The organism is Paenibacillus sp. J22R98, assembly GCF_059383835.1.
The window spans coordinates 19,736-42,897 of sequence record NZ_JBXENW010000004.1 but is presented as its reverse complement, the minus strand read 5'-3'; the positions used below and the strand labels follow the sequence as shown (position 1 = coordinate 42,897).

General features: G+C 52.6%; 17 protein-coding genes. 16 read left to right on the top strand and 1 reads right to left on the bottom strand.

Annotated elements, in window-relative coordinates; genetic code table 11:
- The first annotated feature begins 223 nt into the window (after positions 1–223).
- The 10 genes from secA (at position 224) to argH (ending at position 13,192) form a co-directional block, all read left to right on the top strand.
- Complete coding sequence (gene secA, locus AC50Y3_RS13605; protein WP_494819279.1) at positions 224–2,731, top strand: preprotein translocase subunit SecA; 2,508 nt, start codon at positions 224–226, stop codon at positions 2,729–2,731.
- 57 nt (positions 2,732–2,788) lie between these two features.
- Positions 2,789–3,905, top strand: a protein-coding gene (gene prfB / locus AC50Y3_RS13600; RefSeq protein ID WP_494819278.1) for a peptide chain release factor 2 whose coding sequence is annotated in 2 segments (ribosomal slippage) — positions 2,789–2,860 and positions 2,862–3,905 — 1,116 coding nt in all. Because the reading frame shifts where the segments join, the coding sequence is not laid out codon by codon here.
- A 114-nt stretch (positions 3,906–4,019) separates the two neighbouring features.
- Complete coding sequence (locus AC50Y3_RS13595) at positions 4,020–4,925, top strand: YitT family protein (protein ID WP_494819277.1); 906 nt, start codon at positions 4,020–4,022, stop codon at positions 4,923–4,925.
- 141 nt (positions 4,926–5,066) lie between these two features.
- Entirely contained in the window at positions 5,067–6,116 is a 1,050-nt protein-coding gene (gene argC / locus AC50Y3_RS13590) for an N-acetyl-gamma-glutamyl-phosphate reductase (RefSeq protein WP_494819276.1), read from the top strand.
- A gap of 61 nt (positions 6,117–6,177) precedes the next feature.
- Entirely contained in the window at positions 6,178–7,419 is a 1,242-nt protein-coding gene (gene argJ, locus AC50Y3_RS13585; RefSeq protein WP_494819275.1) for a bifunctional ornithine acetyltransferase/N-acetylglutamate synthase, read from the top strand.
- A gap of 38 nt (positions 7,420–7,457) precedes the next feature.
- On the top strand, positions 7,458–8,246 hold the full coding sequence (gene argB / locus AC50Y3_RS13580; protein WP_494819274.1) for an acetylglutamate kinase: 789 nt from the start codon (positions 7,458–7,460) through the stop codon (positions 8,244–8,246).
- Positions 8,247–8,265: 19 nt separating this feature from the next.
- Positions 8,266–9,480, top strand: a complete 1,215-nt coding sequence (gene argD, locus AC50Y3_RS13575; RefSeq protein ID WP_494819273.1) for an acetylornithine transaminase — start codon at positions 8,266–8,268, stop codon at positions 9,478–9,480.
- Positions 9,481–9,501: 21 nt separating this feature from the next.
- Complete coding sequence (argF, locus tag AC50Y3_RS13570) at positions 9,502–10,458, top strand: ornithine carbamoyltransferase (protein ID WP_494819272.1); 957 nt, start codon at positions 9,502–9,504, stop codon at positions 10,456–10,458.
- A 49-nt stretch (positions 10,459–10,507) separates the two neighbouring features.
- Positions 10,508–11,746: an argininosuccinate synthase gene (locus AC50Y3_RS13565; protein WP_210663989.1), complete on the top strand. Its 1,239-nt coding sequence runs from the start codon at positions 10,508–10,510 to the stop codon at positions 11,744–11,746.
- 30 nt (positions 11,747–11,776) lie between these two features.
- A complete protein-coding gene (gene argH, locus AC50Y3_RS13560) occupies positions 11,777–13,192 on the top strand; it encodes an argininosuccinate lyase (protein WP_494819271.1) in 1,416 nt (471 codons plus the stop codon).
- 74 nt (positions 13,193–13,266) lie between these two features.
- On the opposite strand, the gene AC50Y3_RS13555 is transcribed toward argH, so the two are convergent.
- The gene (locus AC50Y3_RS13555; protein ID WP_494819270.1) at positions 13,267–14,745 is read right to left on the bottom strand and encodes a VanW family protein; all 1,479 of its coding nucleotides are present in this window, start codon (positions 14,743–14,745) and stop codon (positions 13,267–13,269) included.
- A 270-nt stretch (positions 14,746–15,015) separates the two neighbouring features.
- On the opposite strand from AC50Y3_RS13555, the gene ftsE reads away from it, so the two are divergent.
- The 6 genes from ftsE to uvrB all read left to right on the top strand — a co-directional run bounded on the left by ftsE (position 15,016) and on the right by uvrB (position 23,147).
- A complete protein-coding gene (ftsE, locus tag AC50Y3_RS13550; protein WP_494819269.1) occupies positions 15,016–15,702 on the top strand; it encodes a cell division ATP-binding protein FtsE in 687 nt (228 codons plus the stop codon).
- Positions 15,692–16,609 carry a permease-like cell division protein FtsX gene (gene ftsX, locus AC50Y3_RS13545; protein ID WP_494819268.1) on the top strand — a complete coding sequence of 306 codons (918 nt, stop codon included), beginning with the start codon at positions 15,692–15,694 and terminating at the stop codon, positions 16,607–16,609. Before ftsE ends, ftsX begins: the two co-directional genes overlap by 11 nt.
- Before the next feature lie 12 nt (positions 16,610–16,621).
- Entirely contained in the window at positions 16,622–17,800 is a 1,179-nt protein-coding gene (locus AC50Y3_RS13540; protein ID WP_494819267.1) for a murein hydrolase activator EnvC family protein, read from the top strand.
- A gap of 157 nt (positions 17,801–17,957) precedes the next feature.
- Positions 17,958–19,427 (top strand): S41 family peptidase, encoded by a 1,470-nt coding sequence (locus AC50Y3_RS13535; protein WP_494819266.1) that lies wholly within the window; start codon positions 17,958–17,960, stop codon positions 19,425–19,427.
- Positions 19,428–19,556: 129 nt separating this feature from the next.
- On the top strand, positions 19,557–20,870 hold the full coding sequence (locus tag AC50Y3_RS13530; RefSeq protein WP_494819265.1) for a PDZ domain-containing protein: 1,314 nt from the start codon (positions 19,557–19,559) through the stop codon (positions 20,868–20,870).
- Between the two features lie 273 nt (positions 20,871–21,143).
- Positions 21,144–23,147 carry an excinuclease ABC subunit UvrB gene (gene uvrB / locus AC50Y3_RS13525; RefSeq protein ID WP_494819264.1) on the top strand — a complete coding sequence of 668 codons (2,004 nt, stop codon included), beginning with the start codon at positions 21,144–21,146 and terminating at the stop codon, positions 23,145–23,147.
- Positions 23,148–23,162: the final 15 nt, after the last annotated feature.

The window sequence follows — 23,162 nt, the reverse complement described above, 5'->3', positions numbered from 1 at the left end:
CGGGCCCTGGGAAACCGGGGCTCTTTTTGCTTACAGGCGGTCATGCGGGTCACGGAAGCGGCATATAATGGAGACGCTGCTCCGTGCAACCTGCTAGAAATACAGGATCATAGCGGGTTTGCGTGTGCAATCCAGCTTCTCCCTCAGGGGGTCAACATTGCGGGAACTGCCGCAAACTGATACAATTTATGCAAACAGGCGTAACAGACGAAAGGGGAAGACCATGCTCGGACTTGTAAAGAAATTATTCGGAGACGCCAACGAACGTGAGATTAAGCGTCTAATGCGTACCGTGGAGGAAATTAACGGCCTTGAGTCGGAAGTTTCCAAGTTGTCAGATGATGGACTTCGTGAGAAGACAGAGGAATTTAAAGCGCGTCTTGAAAAGGGCGAGGACATCGATACCCTTCTCCCAGAGGCGTTTGCTGTAGTAAGAGAAGCTTCCAAACGCGTTCTGGACAAGCGCCATTACGACGTGCAGCTGATCGGCGGTATGGTTCTTCATGAAGGCCAAATTGCTGAGATGAAAACCGGTGAAGGTAAAACGCTCGTCGCTACCCTTGCTGTTTATTTGAACGCGCTTCTGGGCAAAGGTGTTCATGTCGTTACGGTCAATGACTATCTGGCTACGCGTGACAGTGAGCAGATGGGGCAGCTTTATAAATTCTTAGGCTTAACTGTCGGTGTTAACCTGCATGGCCTCAATCATGATGAGAAGCAAGCAGCATACGCATGCGACATCACATACGGAACTAACAATGAGTTCGGATTCGACTACCTGCGTGACAACATGGTCCTGTACAAAGAACAAATGGTACAGCGTCCGCTTTATTATGCCATCATTGACGAAGTCGACTCCATTCTTGTCGATGAAGCCCGTACACCGCTAATTATTTCCGGTCAGGCTGCCAAATCGACAGAACTTTATTTTGCAGCAGATCGCTTTGCGATTCGTTTGAAAGTGGAAGAAGATTATACGGTTGACGTGAAAGTGCGTTCGGTTACGTTGACGGATGCAGGCGTGGAGAAGGCTGAGAAAGCATTCGGCATCGAGAACTTGTTCGATCATGCCAATGTAACGCTCAACCATCACATTCAACAAGCGCTCAAAGCGCATGTCATTATGAAACGTGACGTAGACTACGTGGTACAAGATGAAGAAGTCATCATTGTCGATGAGTTTACAGGCCGTCTGATGGCTGGCCGCCGTTACAGCGATGGCTTGCATCAAGCGATTGAAGCGAAAGAGCAAATTAAAGTACAGAACGAGAGCATGACGCTCGCAACGATTACATTCCAGAACTACTTCCGTATGTATCGCAAACTGTCCGGTATGACAGGTACAGCGAAGACAGAGGAAGAAGAGTTCAAGAAAATTTACGGTCTTGAAGTTATTCAAGTGCCGACAAACCGGAAGAATATCCGTGATGACATCGCGGATGTTGTCTATAAAACAGAGAACGGCAAGTTCAAAGCGGTCGTTGAAGAGATCGTGAAACGCCACAAGAACAAACAGCCGGTGCTCGTAGGTACTGTTTCCATCGAGAACTCGGAGAAGCTTTCTGAATTGCTGAAGAAACGCGGCATTACCCACAAAGTACTGAACGCGAAGTATCATGCAGAGGAAGCGGAAATCATTTCGCGTGCCGGTCAATCCGAATCGGTTACGATTGCAACGAACATGGCTGGCCGCGGTACCGATATTTTGCTTGGCGAAACGGTTGAAGGTGTTGGCGGTTTGCATATTATTGGTACGGAGCGCCATGAGAGCCGTCGTATCGATAATCAGCTGCGCGGTCGTGCCGGTCGTCAAGGTGACCCGGGTTCCTCGCAGTTCTACCTGTCGCTGGAAGATGAGCTTATGCGCCGTTTCGGCTCGGAGAACATCATGGGCATGATGGAACGTCTTGGCTTCGAAGAGGATCAACCGATCGAAAGCCGTCTGATCTCCCGTGCAATCGAATCCGCGCAGAAACGCGTAGAGGGCAACAACTTCGATCAACGTAAAATCGTCTTGCAATACGATGACGTTATGAACCAACAGCGTGAAATTATCTACAAGCAGCGCCGTGAAGTGCTCTTCTCCGAGAACATCCGCGAAATCGTGCTGGAGATGATCAAGCCGGTTATTGCGAAGATCGTAGATGCTCACTGTCCGTCTGATGATGTTCCCGAGAACTGGGAGCTTCAAGAAATCGTGGATTACGCCGAAGGCAACTTCCTGAACGAGGGTGCCATCACGAAAGACGATCTATGGGGCAAAGAGCCGCAAGAAATCAACGAGTTCTTGTATGGCAAAGTAATTGAGCTCTATGATCAGCGTGAAGAAGGAATCGGCCAGGAAACGATGCGTGAATTCGAGAAGGTTGTCGTGCTGCGTGCAGTAGACAGCAAATGGATGGATCACATCGATGCGATGGATCAGCTCCGTCAAGGTATCCACCTTCGTGCATACGGCGGTACGGATCCGCTTCGTGAATATCAATTCGAAGGCTTCGAGATGTTCAAGGAAATGATTGAGCATATTCAAGAAGAAGTCACCAAATATATCATGAAAGCACACGTGGAGAACAACCTGGAGCGCCAAGAGGTGGCAAAAGGTCAAACGGAATCCGGCGGAAGCAGCGAAATGCAGCAGAAGCGTCCGGTTCGCAAAGAAGAACGCGTGCGTCGTAATGATCCGTGCCCATGCGGCAGCGGCAAGAAATACAAGCAATGCCATGGACAATAAGCGCATCCATTGCATAAGGTAGGGCAACGAAGTTAATTTTGAGGTGAAGCGACCGTCATGATAGATATAACGATGAAACAAGATCTGCGTGAAATGGCGAAGCGTCTCCAAGAACTCAGGGGGTCTCTTTGACTTAGATATTAAGCAAGAGATGATTCTCAATTTCGAGGAGAAAATGAGCGCTCCGGGCTTCTGGGATGACAACGAGCGTGCACAGAGCACCATCTCCGAGATGAATGCCGTCAAATCCGTCGTCGATCAATTCGAACGGATGCAAAGTGAGCATGAAGATCTGCAAACGATGCTGGAGCTGGCGGAAGATGAAGGCGAAGACGAAGGTCTCGAGGCGGAGCTTAAGCGCAGCGTGGCAGAACTCGTAAGTAAAGTAAGCGAGTTTGAGCTTCAATTACTGCTAAGCGAGCCTTACGATAAGTTAAACGCCATTCTTGAGCTGCATCCTGGCGCAGGCGGCACGGAGTCGCAGGACTGGTGCCAAATGCTGTACCGGATGTACACGCGCTGGGCGGAGAAGTCCGGCTTCAAGGTAGAGCTTCTGGATTACCTGGCGGGGGACGAGGCGGGCATCAAGAGCGTTACGATTTCCGTCAAAGGCCATAATGCATACGGGTATTTGAAAGCAGAGAAAGGCGTTCATCGTCTCGTGCGAATCTCGCCTTTCGACGCTTCAGGTCGGAGACATACGTCCTTCGTTTCCTGCGACATTATGCCGGAGATTGACGATGACATCGAAATTGAGATCCGTTCGGAGGATCTCAAGGTAGATACGTACCGGGCCAGCGGCGCGGGCGGTCAGCATATCAATAAGACGGAATCGGCCATTCGGATCACGCATATGCCTTCGGGCATTGTCGTTTCCTGCCAGACGCAGCGCTCGCAGATTCAGAACCGCGAGCGTGCGATGCAGATGCTTCGCTCCAAGCTTTACGAACGTAAAATCGAAGAGCAGCAGAAGCATCTCGCGGAAATTCGCGGCGAGCAATCCGATATTGCATGGGGCAGCCAAATCCGCTCCTATGTGTTCCATCCGTACAGCATGGTCAAGGACCATCGCACGTCGGTGGAAACGGGCAATGTCGGCGCCGTGATGGACGGCGATCTGAATATCTTTATCGATGGCTACTTGCGGAGCAAGATCCGTCATGAAGAGCAATGATGAAGGGTTAGCATGTTCGCGTGCATAGCCTGGAGTAAGAGTTCCTACACTACTATGTGTCGGGACTCTTTTTTGTGGAAAAAGGATGTTAACTATAGAAGGATGGGGTCAGCAATGAGTTCGCAGCAAGAGCAAGGGATGAAGAAGCTACATAGAGAGAATCGAAGACTAAGGAAACCGATGGGACCCAAGAGCGAAGCGGCGCTTAGCGTGGCATTGCTGCTGATCGGGTCATTTCTGATCGCCATCAGCTTCAACATGTTTCTGGTACCGCTGGGGATTGCGTCAGGCGGAGTATCGGGTATTTCCATCTTGGTCAATCGCGTATGGGATATTCCGCCTGCCTATACACAGTGGGCGCTTAACGTGCCGCTGTTCCTGCTCGGCCTTTGGCTGCTTGGCAAACGCTTCGCACTGAAGACGGCGCTCGGCTCCTTCTTGCTGCCGCTGCTTGTCTTGTTCACGTCGGACTGGCAGCCGCCGACCGATAACGCGATGCTCGCTTCAATTTATGGGGGGATCGGCGTTGGAGCAGGGCTTGGCCTCGTTTTCCGGGGACGGGCTTCGACAGGGGGCCTGGATCTGGCGGCGCAGCTGCTGCACCGTTTTACAGGTGTGCGCCTTGGACTGGCGGTAGCGTGCTTCGACGGTCTCGTCATTGCGGCAGCGGGGATTATCATTGCGCCGGAGAATGCGCTTTATGCACTGGTGGGCTTGTTTGTAACAAGCAAAACAATCGATTTTGTACAGACGGGCCTTGCCACTTCAAAGGTTGCCTTCATTATTTCGGACAAGCCGGAGGAGATTTCGCAGGTGGTGCTTCATGATCTGGATCGCGGCTTGACTAAGCTGGATGGGCATGGCGGTTACACAGGCGAAGCGCGTACGGTACTGATGGTCGTCGTAGGTCAAGGAGAAGTGTCGAAGCTGAAGGGGCTCGTAAGGACGGCAGACCCCTATGCGTTTGTCATTATTAGCGATACGGCGGAGGTGCTGGGGGAAGGCTTCCAATTGCCTTAAATTTGCCGCAAAAATACGCATTTTTACGTTGAATTATTATGAATACGTATGTATAATAATACAAAGTGTTAGCTATTTCCTCTATCCCCCTGTTCGTGTACAATGGATAGCTAGGAAGGATATGGATGGGAGAGAACGGACATGAGTAAAGCAGTGAAAGCAGCGATTATCGGATCAACAGGGTACGGCGGCGTTGAGCTTATCAGGCTTCTTGCCCACCATCCGCAGGTAGAAGTGACTTCTGTCATTTCATCGTCGAGCGCAGGCGCGCCGATCGCGGAAGGTTTCCCGCATTTGACCGAAATTTGCACAGATATTCTTGATGACGTTGATCCGGCTTTGATACGAAGCAAAGCTGAGGTTGTATTTATAGCGACTCCACCGGGCATTGCAGCCCGTCTTATCCCTTCGCTTCTGGCTGAAGGGTTGAAAGTCATTGATATTTCCGGCGACCACCGGCTGAAATCTCGCAGCGAGTACGAGACTTGGTATAAGAAAGAGCCTGCGGAGCAGCGGTACTTGGATCAGGCGGTTTACGGTCTCTGTGAAGTGTATGGCGATGCTGTTCGCGGTGTCGATCTTATTTCCAATCCGGGCTGTTTCCCGACCTCTGCGCTGCTTGGATTGATTCCTGCGGTACAAGAAGGTTATATCGATCATTCCACGATTATTATAGATGCGAAATCCGGTGTTTCCGGCGCAGGCCGTGGTACGAGCGTAGGCAACCACTATCCGGAAATCAATGAGAACTTCAGAGCTTATAAAATCAATAAGCATCAGCATATTCCGGAGATAGAGCAAGTGCTGTCGGATGTTGCAGGCGAAAAGGTACTGACGACGTTCACGACCCACTTGGTTCCGATGACGCGCGGTATTATGAGCACGATCTATGCAACCGTTAAGGATGGCCACAGCGTAGAGGACTTCATTGCGTTATATAGTAATTATTATGAAGGTCGTAAGTTTGTCCGTATTCGCAAGAACGGCACATGGCCGGCAACCAAAGAAGTATCCGGCTCCAATTACTGCGACATCGGCTTCTCCGTGGATGAGCGCACAGGACGCGTAACGATTGTGTCGGTTATAGATAATCTCGTGAAGGGTGCTGCTGGGCAGGCCATTCAAAACTTGAATTTGATGATGGGCTGGGACGAGGCGCTGGGCCTTAATTTCGTTCCGATGTACCCGTAAAAGAAAGAGGAGACCTCAGGTCGACTCCGCAATCATTCAATAAAGGAGACGCGATTGAACAATGGGACAGGGGAACACATCACCAACCTATATCGTCGTGCCGGAAGGTTCCGTTACGACACCTAAAGGCTTTAAAGCCGGCGGCTTGCATTGCGGCTTGAAGAAGACCACGCGCCATGACCTTGGCGCGATCGTATGCGAAGTGCCTGCAACGGCAGCCGGCGTGTACACGACGAACGTGTTTCAAGCGGCGCCGCTTCAGGTGACGCGCGAGAGCATCGGCGCTGGCGGGAAGCTGCGCGCGGTCATCGTGAACAGCGGCAACGCGAATGCGTGCACAGGCAAGCAGGGCGATGCCGATGCTTATGAAATGCGCAGCGCATTCGCTGAAGCCATCGGCGTACCGGCCGAGCAAGTGGCGGTAGCTTCTACCGGCGTCATCGGCGAGCTGCTGAAGATGGACCGCGTACGCGGCGGCATCGCGGAGTTGCCTGCACGATTGGCAGACTCCTATGAAGCGGCAGATGATTTCTGCCAAGCGATCCTGACGACGGATCTTGTGAAGAAGGAAGTCTGTGTTTCCGTGACCATTGACGGCAAGATCGTACATATTGCCGGCGCGTCCAAGGGAAGCGGGATGATTCATCCCAACATGGCAACGATGCTCGGCTTCGTTACTACGGATGCGGAGATCGGAAGCGAAGCGTTGCAGACGCTGCTGCGCCAAGTAACAGACGTAACGTTTAACATGATTACCGTTGACGGCGATACGAGCACGAACGATATGCTTGTTGCGATGGCAAGCGGTTTTGCGGGCAACGAAGAGCTTCACGCCGGTCACCCTGACTATGCGGCATTCGCAGACGGTCTGCGCTATGTGTGCGAGGTACTTGCAAAAGCGATCGCGCGTGACGGAGAAGGCGCTACGAAGCTCGTTGAAGTGCAAGTGCGCGGAGCGGAATCGGACGATGCGGCGCAAGCGATCGCGAAGACCGTTATCGGATCATCGCTTGTGAAGTCTGCGGTATTCGGTGCAGATGCGAACTGGGGCCGTATTATCGCGGCTGTTGGACGCGCAGGCGTGCCTGTGAATCCGGAGACAGTCGACATCGCGCTGGGCGATATCGTGACGCTTACGCAGTCGCGGCCAATCGCATTTGACGAAGAAGCGGCGCTTGCTTACTTGAAGGGTGACACAGTCGTCATTCATGTGGATCTCCATATGGGGGAAGGCGTGGCAACAGCTTGGGGCTGTGACCTGACTTATGACTATGTCCGTATTAACGCTGCATATCGCACATAGCAACAGGATTTCGGGAACGAAGGGAACGGACGGAACCTATGGAACAGCGGTTTGTGATGAAATGCGGGGGCAGCACGCTTGCGGCGCTTCCGGCTTCTTTTTTCGAAGATTTGAGGAGTTTGCAAGAACGCGGCGTTAAAGCCGTCATCGTTCATGGCGGCGGCCCGGCTATCTCGGAAACGCTCGGCAAGCTGGGCATCGCGAGCGAGTTCGTGAACGGCTTGCGCAAAACAAGCGACGAAGTGCTCGACGTCGTGGAAATGGTGCTGGCAGGACGGATCAACAAGGAAATCGTCCGCCGTATCGGTCAAAGCGGCGCGAAAGCAATTGGCCTTTCCGGCGTTGACGGCGAGCTTATCACGGCTCAGCCTGTGGCGAACGCGGAAGAGATCGGCTTTGTGGGCGATGTAACGGATGTGAATGCAGCGATCATCGAAGGCGTTATGGGCATGGGCTACATCCCCGTAATCGCGCCAATCGGCATCGACGCGGCAGGACAACGCTACAACATCAATGCAGATACTGCAGCAGGCGCGGTTGCATCGCATCTGGGTGTGGAGCAGATGATCGTGGTAACGGATGTGCCTGGTATTTTGAAGAAGGTAGACGGAGAGAAACAAGTGCTCCCTACTGCAACAGTGGAAGAGATCGAAGAGATGATTGCCAGCGGTGAAATTTACGGAGGCATGATTCCGAAGGTTCGCGCAGCGATCGCATGCATTCAAGGACGCGTGAAGGAAGTCGTCATCGTAAACGGCGACGTACCGGGCGTACTCAGCAAAGCCGTTCTCGAAGGCGGCATCGGCACAAGAATTATACAATCTTAATTATTAGTGGGGTGAACGAATGATGAGCGATATGAACAAAGGTACTGAAGCAGCTGGAAGCTCGCTTTTTCCGACGTATGCAAGATATCCGATTTCACTTGTGAAGGGTGAAGGCAGCTGGCTCTGGGATGACAAAGGGAACAAATACTTAGACTTTATGTGCGGGTTGGCCGTAACGAATCTGGGTCATGCGCCGAAGCAAGTGAAAGATGCGCTTGTGAAGCAGCTCGACGAGCTGTGGCATGTATCCAATCTGTTTCACATTCCGAATCAAGAAGCGGCAGCGAAGCTGCTGACGGACAACAGCCATGCCGAAGCGGTGTTCTTCTGCAACTCCGGCGCGGAAGCCAATGAAGCGGCAATTAAGCTTGCCCGCCGTTACCATCAGAAAGTAAAGGGCAACGGTCGCTATGAAATCATTACGTTCGCCCAATCCTTCCACGGCAGAACATTGGCGACGTTAACGGCAACGGGCCAAGAGAAAGTGAAAGAAGGCTTCGGCCCTCTTCCGGAAGGGTTCCGCTACATCCCGCTGCATGACATTGAAGCGCTGGAAGCGGCAATTACAGATAAGACGGCTGCCATCATGATCGAAATGATCCAGGCGGAAGGCGGCGTAATCCCTGTCGAGCCTGCGTTTGTGCAGCATTTGGCTAAGCTTTGCAAGGAGCGCGGTTTGCTCCTAATTATAGATGAGATTCAAACAGGCATGGGTCGTACCGGTAAGCTGTTTGCTTTTGAGCACTACGGTATCGAGCCAGATATCTTTACATTGGCAAAAGGACTGGGGAGCGGTTTCCCTGTCGGCGCTATGCTGGCCAAAGGCGAGCTGATCGAAGCGTTCACAGCCGGCAGCCATGGCTCGACGTTCGGTGGAACACCAATTGCTACAGCTGTCGTGAAGGCGACGGTGGAGGCCATTATCGGCGAGAAAGCACCGGAGCGCGCGGCTGAGAGCGGCGAGTACCTCGTTGGGCAGCTTCGTGAGAAGCTTGCGGGCAATCCGTTTGTAAAGGACATTCGCGGCAAGGGACTGATGATCGGTATCGTATGCAGCGGTCCGGTTGCGAATATCATCGCAGAAGGCCAGAAGCGTGGGCTGCTCGTCGTTACAGCAGGTCCGGACGTTGTCCGTTTGCTGCCTAGCCTACTCGTTTCGCGTGAAGAAATAGATCAAGCGGTGAGCATTCTGACCTCGATTTTCGCGGATCAAACGGCTCCAGCGCAGCTGTAGAAAGAAGGGAGAACCACCCACATGTCTCAATTGTTGACTGAAGAAATAGCAATTGGCCTTAAAGGCCGTGATTTTATCGGCTTGGCTGACTATACGCCTGCGGAAGTTCGCTACCTGATCGATCTTGCGATCGAGCTGAAGGGCAAGCAGAAAGCCGGCGAAATTTATCATCCGCTCAAGGGCAAAACCCTCGGCATGATTTTCGAAAAATCATCCACGCGTACGCGTGTTTCCTTTGAAGTTGGGATGTACCAGCTCGGCGGTCATGCTTTGTTCCTTAGCCGTAACGATCTGCAAATTGGCCGTGGCGAAACAATTTCCGATACGGCGCAAACGCTGTCGCGTTACCTGGACGGCATGATGATTCGTACCTTTGCGCACCGTACTGTCATTGAGCTTGCTCGTGCAGCTACCGTGCCGGTCATTAACGGCCTTACAGATTTGTCGCATCCGTGCCAAGCGCTGTGCGATTATCAGACGGTGCTCGAGCATAAGGGGCGCCTCGAAGGACTTAAAGTGGCGTACATCGGCGACGGCAACAATATGGTGCACTCCTTGATGATGGGCGCAGCGAAGCTCGGCATGCATATTTCGGTGGCAACGCCGGAAGGCTACGAGCCGGACGCTGACGTTGTCGCAATGACGAAAGCGAGCGCAGCCGAAACGGGCTCGCGCATCCATGTTTGCCGTGATCCGAAGGAAGCGATTGCGGACGCTGACGTTGTTTACACGGACGTATGGGCGAGCATGGGCTTTGAAGCGGAACAAAAAGAGCGCGAGCTGGCTTTTGCAGCGTATCAAGTGAACGAGGATCTGGTGCGCTATGCGAAGAGCGACTACCTGTTCATGCACTGCCTGCCTGCGCATCGCGGTGAGGAAGTAAGCGAAGGCGTGATCGATGGCAAGCAATCGATTATTTTCGATCAAGCGGAGAACCGTCTGCACGCGCAGAAGGCGATCATGGCTGCAATCATGTAGTACCGAACTTATTCGGACTTAATTTTAAATAGGGAGTGTTGACTGAATCATGGCGAAGGAAAAAATCGTGCTGGCTTACTCGGGCGGTCTGGATACGTCTGTTATTCTAAAATGGCTCAAAGAAACCTATGACGCGGAAATTATCGCATTCACAGCAGATATCGGGCAAAAGGATGAATTGGATGGCTTGGAAGCCAAAGCTCTGGCTACAGGCGCTTCCAAAGTGTACATCGACGATCTGCGCGACGAGTTCGCGGAAGATTTCATCTATCCGATGTTCCAATCGGGCGCACTCTACGAAGGCCAGTACCTGCTGGGCACATCCATCGCACGTCCGCTGATCGCTAAACGTATGGTCGACATCGCTCGCGCTGAAGGCGCGACTGCTATTGCGCACGGCGCAACGGGCAAAGGCAATGACCAAGTGCGCTTCGAGCTGACGGCTGCCGCGCTTGCTCCGGACATCGCAGTAATCGCGCCATGGCGCATCGAAGCGTTCCGCGAGCAATTCCCGGGTCGCGCCGAAATGATCGCATACGCCGAGAAGCACAACATCCCGGTTCAAGCGTCTGCGGCTAAGCCGTATTCGATGGACCGTAACCTGCTGCACATCAGCTTTGAGAGCGGCATGCTGGAGGATCCATGGTTTGATCCCAGCAGCGACGAGAACAAAGGCATGTTTGTCTTGTCGGTGTCCCCTGAGGACGCGCCGGATCAAGCTGAATATGTGGAGCTTACATTCGAAGCCGGCAATTGTGTAGCCGTTAATGGCGAGAACCTGAGCCCTCTGCAAGCAATGGAGAAGTTGAATGAGCTTGGCGGCAAGCACGGCATCGGCCGCGTTGACATGGTTGAGAACCGTTTCGTCGGCATGAAGAGCCGCGGCGTATATGAGACACCGGGCGGTACGATCCTATTCACTGCACATCGCAAGATGGAGTCGCTCACGATGGACCGCGACGTCATGCACCTGCGTGATTCCCTCATTTCCAAATATGCATCACTCGTATATAACGGCTTCTGGTTCGCACCTGAGCGACTCGCGCTGCAAGCGCTAGTGCTCGAAAGCCAGAAGAACGTAACAGGCGTAGTTCGTCTGAAGCTGTACAAAGGCAATGTAATCGGCGCCGGCGTGAAGAGCCCGGTCAGCCTGTACAATCCGGATATCGCAACGATGGAAGCAGATCCGTCCAAAGCGTATGACCAAGGCGATGCGACCGGCTTTATCCGCCTGAACGCGCTGCGTCTGAAAGTTTCCTCCGGCGTGGAGCAGAACAAGAAGCAGTAGGCAAGCGAAACGATAAAGGAGTGCACCTGTGTGAGTAAATTATGGGGCGGCCGGTTTACGAAGAAAACCGACCAACTGGTAGAGGAATATACGGCATCCATTTTATTTGATAAAGAGCTTGCGGAAGAAGATATTCAAGGCAGCCTGGCCCATGTCACTATGCTGGGCAAGCAAGGCATTCTGCCTGCTGACGACGTGGAGAAAATCAAGGACGGCCTGCACCGCGTCCTGCAGCGCATCAAGCGCGGCGACATCGAATTCTCCATTGCCGATGAAGATATCCACATGAATATCGAGAAGACGCTGATCGACGATGTGGGTCCGGTTGGCGGCAAGCTGCACACCGGCCGCAGCCGTAACGATCAGGTTGCGACGGATATGCATTTGTACCTGCGCAAGCGGGTTGTGGAGTTCGTTGATCTGCTGCAGAAGCTGCAAGCTGCGCTAGTGCAGCAGGCAACGGCGAACATCGATACGATTTTGCCGGGTTATACGCATCTGCAGCGTGCGCAGCCAATCTTGTTCGCGCATCATATGATGGCTTACGTTTCCATGTTCGGCCGTGATATCGAACGTTTGCAGGACAGCTACAAACGGGTGAACACGCTGCCGCTTGGAGCAGGTGCATTGGCAGGGACGACGTTCCCGATCGATCGCCATTTCGTGGCAAGTCAGCTGAAGTTTGACCGCGTCTACGAGAACAGCCTCGATGCGGTAAGCGACCGCGACTTCATTCTGGAATTCCTGTCGCATGCGTCCATCATCATGATGCATCTGTCGCGCCTAAGCGAAGAGTTCATCCTGTGGTCGAGCACCGAGTTCCATTTTGTTGAGCTTGACGATGCGTTCTGCACAGGCAGCAGCATTATGCCGCAGAAGAAAAATCCGGATGTGCCGGAGCTTGTCCGCGGGAAGACAGGTCGCGTTTACGGCAACCTCGTGGGTCTGCTGACTGTGCTCAAGTCACTTCCGCTTGCTTATAACAAGGACATGCAGGAAGACAAAGAAGGCATGTTCGATACGGTCCGCACGCTGCAAGGCGCACTGCAGTTGTTTGCCCCAATGGTGGCAACGATGAAGGTGAACAAGGACCGGATGCGTCAAGCCGTCAATCAAGATTTCTCGAACGCGACCGACATCGCCGACTTCCTGGTTGGCAAAGGGTTGCCGTTCCGTCAAGCGCATGAAGTCATCGGCAAAACCGTCCTGTACTGCATCCAGCAAGGCAAATACTTGCTCGATCTCACGCTTGATGAGTTCAAGCAGTTCTCTTCGTTGTTCGATGATCGCATCTACGAGGTGCTGCAGCCGGAGAATGTTGTCAATGCACGCAACGTTTACGGCGGCACTGCTAAGACGCAGGTCGTGGAAGCCATCGCCCGTGCGGAGCAAGAACTAGCCGCAACAGCGGATTGGATTACCGAATACGCGGAGCGCAGCCGCTAAACGAATCGAAGCCCGTTCTACTCTCGCTGAACCTTCAGCGAGGAAGAACGGGCTTTTTTCTGCCTAAACAGCGCCTATTGCGCCACGCCGTCCTCAAGCAGCGGCGCTTCTTGCTTGCCGTTGTCAGGGTGCGATTGCTCCGGAGCGACGGCATAGACAACCGGCTGTGCCCGGTAGGTATCCCGCGAGATGCGGTTGCGTGATACTTGCACACCATTCTCCAGCTTCGTGCGGTAAGTCTCGACTATATAGCCGGGCTTCCCGGACGAAAGCTTCCGACGTTCACCCGGCATCATGGAAGCCGAAGGAACCTCTTTCACCGGTGGAACGACAGTAGCCACTGTCTTGGAGTCAATCTTGTACTGCACATTTCTCGGCAATGTCCCGAAGATCTTCACGGTTACCTGCCGATTCTCCACTGCCGTCCGAATGACGATATGCTTGCCGGTCGTATTCTTGAACTTGAAATTGATCGCATCATCGGCGTAGGTCGCGTCTCGGCCCAAAGGCAAATAAGCAACGGGGAGGGAGTGATTGCGCCGCTCTACCATATCAAGGCCAGCAAAAAGCACAGCATTGTACAGGGTGCTGGACACTTGGCAAATCCCGCCGCCTACGCCCGGAACGAACTCGCCGTTTAGAATAACGGGCGCTTGGCGATAGCCGTATTTTTTGCTGGTTAGGGCAATGATTTTGCTGTAATCGAACACTTCTCCGGGAGCGAGCGTCATGTCGTTAAGCGTCTTGGCCGTCATCGTCACATTATAAGCACGGCCCGCGCCGCTCGTCCGAAACTCCGTGGTGAAAGAAGAGATCAGCCGCTCGACCCCTTCAGCCTTCAGCCGCTGCAAGGTTATAGAAGGATGGATGACGCGGAGTTCGATCGGCCAGGTCATGGGAGACAGCTTCTTTCCCCAACTGCTCCCGATCGCCTTCTGAAGCGCGGCTACAGCATTGGCATACATTTTATCGGTATCGAGTCGATAGGCATTCTTGTGCGGGGTATAGACGACCTTGTCGCCGCTCGTAATCTTGCGCGTTGCGTTCACCGGCTCCCCTGCGTCCATCCAGCCCCAGGTGCTGCGAATTTTTCCCACGAACACCTCTTTGTCCAAGCGCACCCCAATGGTCAGCTGCTGCTGAAACCCCCACCGATACTTAGCCCTCGTCCACAAATTGCCGCTGGTCAAACGGTCAATGGCCGCCTCGGCTTCCTTCGTTTCCACCTCAATGCCGAGCTGTTCGAGTGTCCACGTTTTCTTCTTCCCTTCGCCGGTTCCGCCTTTGATCGTAATCGCAAGCTGTTTGAGCGTTTGCTTCCGCTTAGCCAGCAGTTGCTTGGCTTCCTCAATAGGAAGTGAACCAATGGGAATGACGGCGTCGCTCTGAAGCATCTGTCCGTCCGTCTCTGTAGGTTTCGTCAAGACAACATGTACTTGTTTCGGAATCGTTTGCTGGGACGCATACATCCATAACCCGCCCCATCCGGCAGACGCGAGCAGCAGGCACGCCCCCGCCAGAATCCAGATTAGCTGCAGCCGTTTCGTGTTCATAGCTTCCTATCACCTCGGGGCCAGTATTCGTACATGTATATGCGCCGAGGGCTTCAATTCTGCCAACTGTTTGTACAATTCTCTTCGATGAATGCAGCCGTTAATAACCGCGAGCAGGACGTTTGTCGAAAAATATACGGTACGAAGCACTAGATTCCCGTTTTTCGCATCATTAGAAATATGAAAAATGCAGAAAACAGGACTTTGGTAGAGGATTTACCGCGAACATGTCGAATAGTTAAAAGCTGACTACCTACAGGATGTGATATTGTGATTGAATTGCAAGATATTTGGAAGACGTACGCAGACGGCACTCACGCTCTCCGCGGCGTTTCTGTTCGTATAGACCGTAATGAATTCGTTTACTTGGTTGGACCTTCCGGAGCTGGAAAATCCACCTTCATGAAACTGATCTACCGAGAGGAAATTCCAACCAAAGGGCAAATCTCCGTGAACGGCTTTAACATCGGCAAGCTAAAGCCCCGAAAGATCCCTTATGTTCGGCGGAACATCGGCGTTATTTTCCAAGATTATCGCTTGCTGCCGAAGCTGACCGTGTATGAGAACATCGCCTTTGCGATGGAAGTCATCGAAGCGCCGCGCCGAGTCATCAAGAAACGGACGATGGAAGTGCTGGAGCTCGTTGGACTTCGCGGGAAGCATGCAAGCTTGCCGCAGCAGCTGTCAGGCGGCGAGCAGCAGCGGGTCGCCATCGCGCGCGCCATCGTCAACAATCCGGCCGTCATCGTGGCGGACGAGCCTACCGGCAACCTTGACCCTGAAACCTCATGGGGCATTATGAATCTGCTTGAGGAAATCAACTTCCGCGGCACTACGATCATCATGGCAACGCACAACAAAGAGATTGTGAATACGCTCCGCAAACGCGTCATCGCCATCGAGAACGGAACGATTGTGCGTGATGAAGTGAGAGGAGAGTATGGCTATGAAAGCTAGCACCATTATCCGCCACCTTCGCGAAGGGGTGAAGAACGTGGTGCGCAACGGCTGGATGACTTTTGCTTCCGTCAGCTCCATCGTCATTTCCCTGTTTATCCTGGGTGCGTTTCTATTGCTTGCAATGAACGTCAACAACTTGGCGGACCAGATTGAGAGCCAGGTGCAGATTCGGGTTTACTTGCAGCTGAATACCGATGATGCCAAGATTAACGAGCTTAAGAATGCCATCGGCAATATTCCGGAGGTTAGCAAGATCGAATTCGTATCCAAAGAGAAGGGGCTTGAATCCCTTCGCGAGAGCATCGGTGCAGACGGCGCTGAGCTGCTCGAAGGGTATGACAAGACGAACAACCCGCTGCCGGACTCCTTTACTGTCGAGGTGTTTGAGCCGCAGAAGATCGCTTTTGCCGCGAAACAGATTGAAGCGATCGGTAAAGCAGACGAGACATTGCCGATTACGAGCGTGAAGTACGGAAAAGGAACCGTCGAATCGCTGTTCAAAATAATGAACGCTGTCCGCAACATCGGACTTGTTATTGTAGCAGGACTTGGACTAACCGCCATGTTCCTCATTTCCAACACGATTAAGATGACCATTGTGGCACGTCGCCGCGAAATCGGCATTATGAAGCTGGTGGGAGCAACGAATAATTTTATCCGCTGGCCTTTCTTTATCGAAGGAGCCTTGATCGGCATACTGGGCTCGGCCGTCACCGTTTCCTTGCTGCTGTTCGGGTACTCCCGATTGGTTGAGGTGTCTCAGGTTGAGCTCGGACTCATGATGATTAAACTTGTGACATTGAAAGAAGCAGGCTTTAATGTGTCCGTCCTCATTATGGGACTCGGCATTTTGATTGGCATTTGGGGAAGCACCTTGTCGGTGCGAAAGTACTTGAAAGTGTAGGTGAATGGAAACGTGAACGTGAAGAAAGGACTCGCCGTTCTAGCCATTATCGTATTTGCCGGATTTGTGTTTCAACCTTATCAGGGCGAAGCTTCCTCGCAGCTAGACAAAATCAACAGTGAGCTCGCTAAAGTGCGCAAAGAAATGAGCGCAGCTTCCCATAACCGCAACCAAGCGGACAAGGACAAGGAATATGTGCTGGCCATGAAAGAGAAAACAGCCAAGTCTGTCGACGAAATCATGCAGCAAATCAGCGAAGTCAGTACGCAGCTTAGCAACGTGCAGGCCCAAGTGGAAACGACGGAAGAGAAGCTGCAGCAAGCCGGCGAAGATCTCGATTCGGCGGAGAAACGTCTGAAGACGCGGGACAAGCTGCTGCAATCGCGCATTCGTTTGATGTATACGAATGGATTCGTCTCTTATATCGATGTCATGCTCAGCGCAACAAGCTTTGGAGACTTCATTGACCGGATGGACTCGCTGAAGTCGATCTTGAGCCAAGACCGCGATATTCTCGCTGACCACAAGAAAGACAAAGCACTCATCGCGCAGAAGAAGGTCGAAGTGGAGAAGTCGCTCGGCGAAGTGAAGCAGATGTATGCGAAGCTCGAAGGCTTCCAAGATCTGCTCAAGGACAAAGAGAAAGAAAAAGAAGTTATGGTGCTTAAATATAAGAGCCAGGCGGAAGAGCTGGAAGAGATCAGCGAAGAGCAAGCGGATTTGCTGATTAGTCTGGCGAAGAAAGTGTCCGACCTGGAAGCGAAGAAGAAGAAAATTAAAGTGTATTACACCGGCGGTAAACTCGGAATGCCGCTTCGTTCCGAGTGGCGTCTATCTTCTCCGTTCGGCTATCGGATCCATCCGGTAACGGGCAGGAAGAAACTGCATGCCGGTATGGATATGGCTACGCCGGCTGGAACGCCGATCTATGCGGCTGAGTCGGGACTCGTCATCGTTGCACAGTGGTGGAGCGAGTATGGCAACTGTGTCATCATTGATCATGGCGGCGGGCTGTGGACGGTGTATGGACATATTCGCAATGGCGGCATCAAGGTGGAGAAAGGTCAAACCGTGAAGCGCGGCCAGAAAATTGCGGAGGTCGGAAGCACCGGCATGTCTACAGGGAACCATTTGCATTTTGAAGTGCGTAAGAATCAAGAGGCGGTTAATCCCGCGCCTTATCTGAAATAAATAACGGGCGGAGCCGATGAGGCTCGTATGCTGACTTGACGATGCCGTACCCAGATGCAAATAATTGGGTGCGGCTTGTCATATACTAGGGGAGATGTAAAAGTAAGGGCAAAACAATCTCACCATAGGCAGGGTATGCTCACGAAGGGGTGTTGACGTGCAGTTCAAAGGACGAACAGTGGCAGCGTTCATCTTGCTCACAATGGCGGCATCTACACTTGTAACCTTGACGGTTGCAGACCGCATGATAGCAATAGAGAGCGATGGAACGACAGCTAGAGCGGCGTCATCGGAATCGTCCGGACATGATGAGCTAAGCGAGAAGGAGCTTCAGAAATTAAACACGGTACTCGGTTTGATTGAGAACAAATATTTTCGCGAAGTAGATCGGACGAAGGTGCTTGACGGGGCAGTTAACGGGATGATGGAGGCGCTGGGAGATCCTTATTCGGTCTATATGAAGAAGGAAGTAGCCAAGCATTTCTCTGAATCCATTGAAGGATCGTTTACAGGCATAGGCGCAGGCGTCCAGATGAAGGATGGCAAAATCACCGTCGAATCTGCAATTAAGGATTCACCGGCAGAGCGGGCAGGCGTTCTCCCGAACGATATCTTATTGTCGGTCAACGGCGAGAAGCTGGACGGGCTTTCCTTGAATGATGCCGTCGCCAAAATCCGCGGACCTAAAGGGTCCAAGGTGAAATTGGTGATTCAGCGGGCCGGGCTGACGCAGCCGCTGCAGCTCACAATCATTCGGGATGATATCGATTATGAAACGGTCTATGCTCGCATGCGTGATGGCGGCATCGGCGTAATCGAGATCCGTCAATTCTCCCTTAATACCGGCGAACGGTTCGATGAGGAATTGACGAAGCTGGAGAAGCAAGGGATGAAGGCGTTAATCATTGACGTGCGCGGAAATCCCGGCGGCGTACTTCCTGTCGTTGTATCGGTAGCGCAGCCTTTCGTGCCGAAAGGCGAGCCGATCGTGCAGGTAGAGGATAAGGACGGGCATCGGGAGAAAACCGTGTCTGCCGGAACCGGCAAAACGTACCCGATTGCCGTACTGATGAATAAAGGCAGTGCGAGCGCGTCCGAGGTGCTGGCAGGGGCGTTGAAGGAAGAGGCGCATGCTACTCTGGTGGGCGAGACTTCTTTTGGCAAAGGGACCGTGCAAGTCAGTTACGATAAAGTGATGACCGATGGAAGCTTAGTCAAAATGACCATTGCGAAGTGGCTTACGCCGCTTGGCAACTGGGTACATGAGAAAGGGCTGAAGCCGGACGTCGAAGTACTGCCGCCGGATTACTACACAGTAGCCCGTATGTCCAAAGAAGCAACCTTGCAGCCGGACACCATCAATGAGAATACGCGCAGCCTTCAAATTATGCTCGCGGGACTCGGCTACACGATCGATCGCAAAGATGGGTATTACAGCCATCAAACCGTCGTAAGTGTCAAAGCCTTTCAGAAGAAGGCGGGATTGCCGATTACCGGCAGTGCCGATAAAGTGACTGCGGAGAAGGTAGAAGAGGCGCTCGTTGCGAAGATTCGCGATGAGAAGAACGATACCCAATTATTGAAAGCCGTTAATGTGCTGCAGCAGAAGCTTGCCAGCGGACAATAACGCCAGGCAGGAAAATGCTTGGACGATGTCGAATAGAAAGAAGGTTGTCTCCGTGCGTAGGTATGCGGAGGGACCTTCTTTTTATTTTGATCACAATGTGGCTATGGTTTGCGAGAGGGAGTGGAAGCTTTGGAAGCGGCAATGGAATTGCTTCGTCAGGCGGGATCGGCGGCCATCGGATTGCTGTTATCTCCGTATTATTATGTAGCGGTGCTTCTGATCATGCTTCAATATATGCGGCAGACAAGAATGGAGCGGAAGATGTTCCATGTCCGGTTTCATGCTTGGCCGATTCAGCTTGGGAGAACGATCATAGCGGGTCTACTCGTTGGTGTACTGATTTCATGCATTAGCTTGTTTTTAGGGGTCTCGGTCACTACGGATGCGGTGCTGTGGATGTGGGGAACGGCCGCCGTACTAGTCATTATCCGGGTCAGGTACTTATGCTTTGCCTATAGTGCAGGTCTGCTGGGTGTCATGCAATGGGGGTTCGGCTGGACCGAGCTTGGTGATCGAAGCGACTGGATTGGCTCGGCAGTAGCCTCGCTTGCCGGCTTAGATATCCCCGGACTGCTTGTGCTGGTTGCGCTTATGCATGTGGCAGAGGCGCTGCTCGTTCGCTGGCAGGGAGCGCGATTTGCGAGCCCGCTCTTCCTTGAGGGCAAGAGAGGCAAGCTTGTAGGAGGCCTTGCTCTTCAGGGCTATTGGCCGGTGCCGATGCTCCTGCTTGTACCGGCTGTTACCGGTGGAAGCGGAGATGTAGCGCTGCCTTGGACGCTGCTGCTCGGAGACAGCAGCCAGTGGAGCAGCGGGTTTGCGATGATCGGCTTCCCGATGGTGATCGGGTTCTCGGAGCTGACACGTTCGCTGCTTCCGGCCGCGAAGGCACGCAGTGCTTCGAAAGGGCTGCTGCTCTATGGGATTGGCACCGGAGCCGTGGCCGTTGCAGCTTCCTTCTGGAGTCCGCTAACATTGGTAGCTGCACTTTGTGCCTTATTGCTGCATGAGGCGCTCGTGGCGGTCAGTTATTTCAAAGAAGCGGCAAGCGCGCCGATGTATGTGCATAACGATCAGGGCTTGCGCGTGCTGGCTGTAATACCGGGTACACCTGCGGAATCAATGGGCATTTTGGTTGGTGAAGTCATTCATAAGGTGAATGGCGTCCGTGTTTGGACGAAGGAAGAGCTGTATAGCGCGCTTCATGTGAATTCGGCTTTTTGTAAGCTTGAAGTGCTCAATCATGAAGGCCAAATCAAGTTTGCGCAGCGTGCGCGTTACGCGGGCGAGCATCATCAGCTGGGCGTCGTGCTCGCACCGGATGACAAAGCCGACTATTACGCAGCGGCAGCGCCTGCATCCCTGTTTGATCTGCTCTGGAGCAAACGGACGGCGAAGTCGAAGCAGCGTGCGGCGGCTTCATCTTCAACATCGGCGACACTATAGAATAAGAAGCGGTGCCTCGGCGCTGTCCATTCATGGGCGGTTGCCGGGGCATTTTTCATGATGCGGTAAGTCCTTCCAAACCGGACAGGAAGTAGTAACCTTTCGTTGCAACTGAACCTGTTAATCGGTATAATAAACATCATATGGGAACACATATTCTTATGCGGTTGTAAAGTGAATGATTTTAACGGACAATCTATTTTTTTCCTGTATATTGGGCATACAAATTAATAGGCTTATTCATAGAAGACGTAGGATTGGGGTGTAGGAAGGATGTATGAGAAGCAAGGACAAGAGAAGCTCTTTGATCTGAAATCGGATTATACGCCGCAAGGCGACCAGCCGAATGCGATTCAGCAACTGACGAATGGGATCGAAGCGGGAGCGCATCATCAAACGCTGCTTGGTGCAACGGGCACAGGGAAGACGTATACGATTGCGAATACAATTGCCAAGCTGAATCGGCCGACGCTGGTTATCGCGCACAATAAGACGCTTGCCGCTCAGCTTTGCAGTGAGTTTAAGGAGTTTTTTCCGGATAATGCGGTCTCCTATTTCGTCAGCTATTATGATTACTATCAGCCTGAAGCCTACATCCCGTCCTCGGATACCTTTATCGAGAAGGATTCCAGCATAAACGATGAAATTGATAAACTGCGCCACTCCGCTACGAGCTCTTTGTTCGAACGGCGTGATGTCATAATCGTAGCGAGTGTATCGTGCATTTACGGCCTCGGTTCTCCGATGGAGTATGGGAAGCTCGTGCTTAGTTTGCGGGTAGGGATGGAGAAGTCCCGCGACGCCATTCTTCATAAACTCGTCGATATCCAATACCAACGCAATGATATTAACTTTATTCGAGGAACATTCCGTGTACGCGGCGATATTATAGAGATTTTCCCGGTAGCCAACAATGAACGGGCCATGCGGGTCGAATTGTTTGGCGATGAAATCGAACGCATTACCGAGATTGACGTGTTGACCGGCGAAATTGTCGGCGAACGCGATCATGTCGCGATCTTCCCGGCTTCTCACTTCGTTACTCACGAGGATACGATGAAGGTCGCCATTAAGAACATCGAGGCTGAGCTGGAAGAGCGGCTGGCCGAGCTCCGTGAGCAAGGAAAGCTGCTGGAGCTGCAGCGGCTTGAACAGCGGACGCGTTACGATCTGGAGATGATGCAGGAGATGGGATTCTGCAGCGGGATCGAGAACTACTCCGGGCCGCTGACGTTCCGTGAACGCGGTGCAACACCTTATACACTGATGGACTACTTCCCGGATGATATGCTAGTCGTCATCGACGAGTCTCACGTGTCGATTCCGCAGATCCGTGCCATGTACAACGGTGACCGAGCGCGGAAAGAAGTACTGGTCGAACACGGTTTCAGACTTCCGTCTGCGATGGATAACCGTCCGCTTCGCTTCGAAGAGTTTGAAGAGAAAGTCAAGCAAGTCATCTATGTATCCGCAACGCCGGGACCTTACGAGCTGGAGAAATGCCCTACGATGGTGGAGCAAATCATTCGTCCTACCGGATTGCTGGATCCGATTATCGAAGTGCGCAAGACGAGAGGGCAGATCGATGACTTGCTTAGTGAAATCCGCGATCGCATTGCCAAGGACGAACGTGTTCTGGTTACCACGCTGACGAAGAAGATGTCAGAGGATTTGACCGATTACATGAAGGATGTTGGTATAAAGGTTCGATATCTGCATTCCGACATTAAGACACTGGAGCGACTCGCGATATTGCGTGATTTGCGTATTGGCGTATTCCATGTGTTGATCGGGATTAACTTGCTTCGGGAAGGCTTGGATTTACCGGAGGTTTCCCTCGTATCCATATTGGATGCGGATAAGGAAGGCTTCTTGCGTTCGGAACGGTCGCTTATTCAAACGATCGGCCGCGCAGCCCGTAACTCGGATGGCCGCGTCATCATGTATGCAGATAAGATGACCGACTCGATGACGAAGGCAATTGACGAGACGAATCGCCGCCGTACGATCCAGATTGCTTATAACGAGCAGCATGGCGTCACGCCTACGACGATCCGCAAGAAAGTACATGACATTATCGAGGCGACGAAGTCCGCGGATCAGAAGAACGATTTCTTATCCGGTGTCGGCGTCGAGAAGATGTCGAAGAAGGAGCGCCAGTCGCTGCTGCAGCGTTTGGAAGCCGAGATGAAGGAAGCGGCCAAGAGCTTGCAGTTCGAGCGTGCGGCAGAGCTTCGCGATGCGCTGCTTGAGCTTAAAGCAGAGCTGGGGATGTAGGGCGGTTTGAAGCTA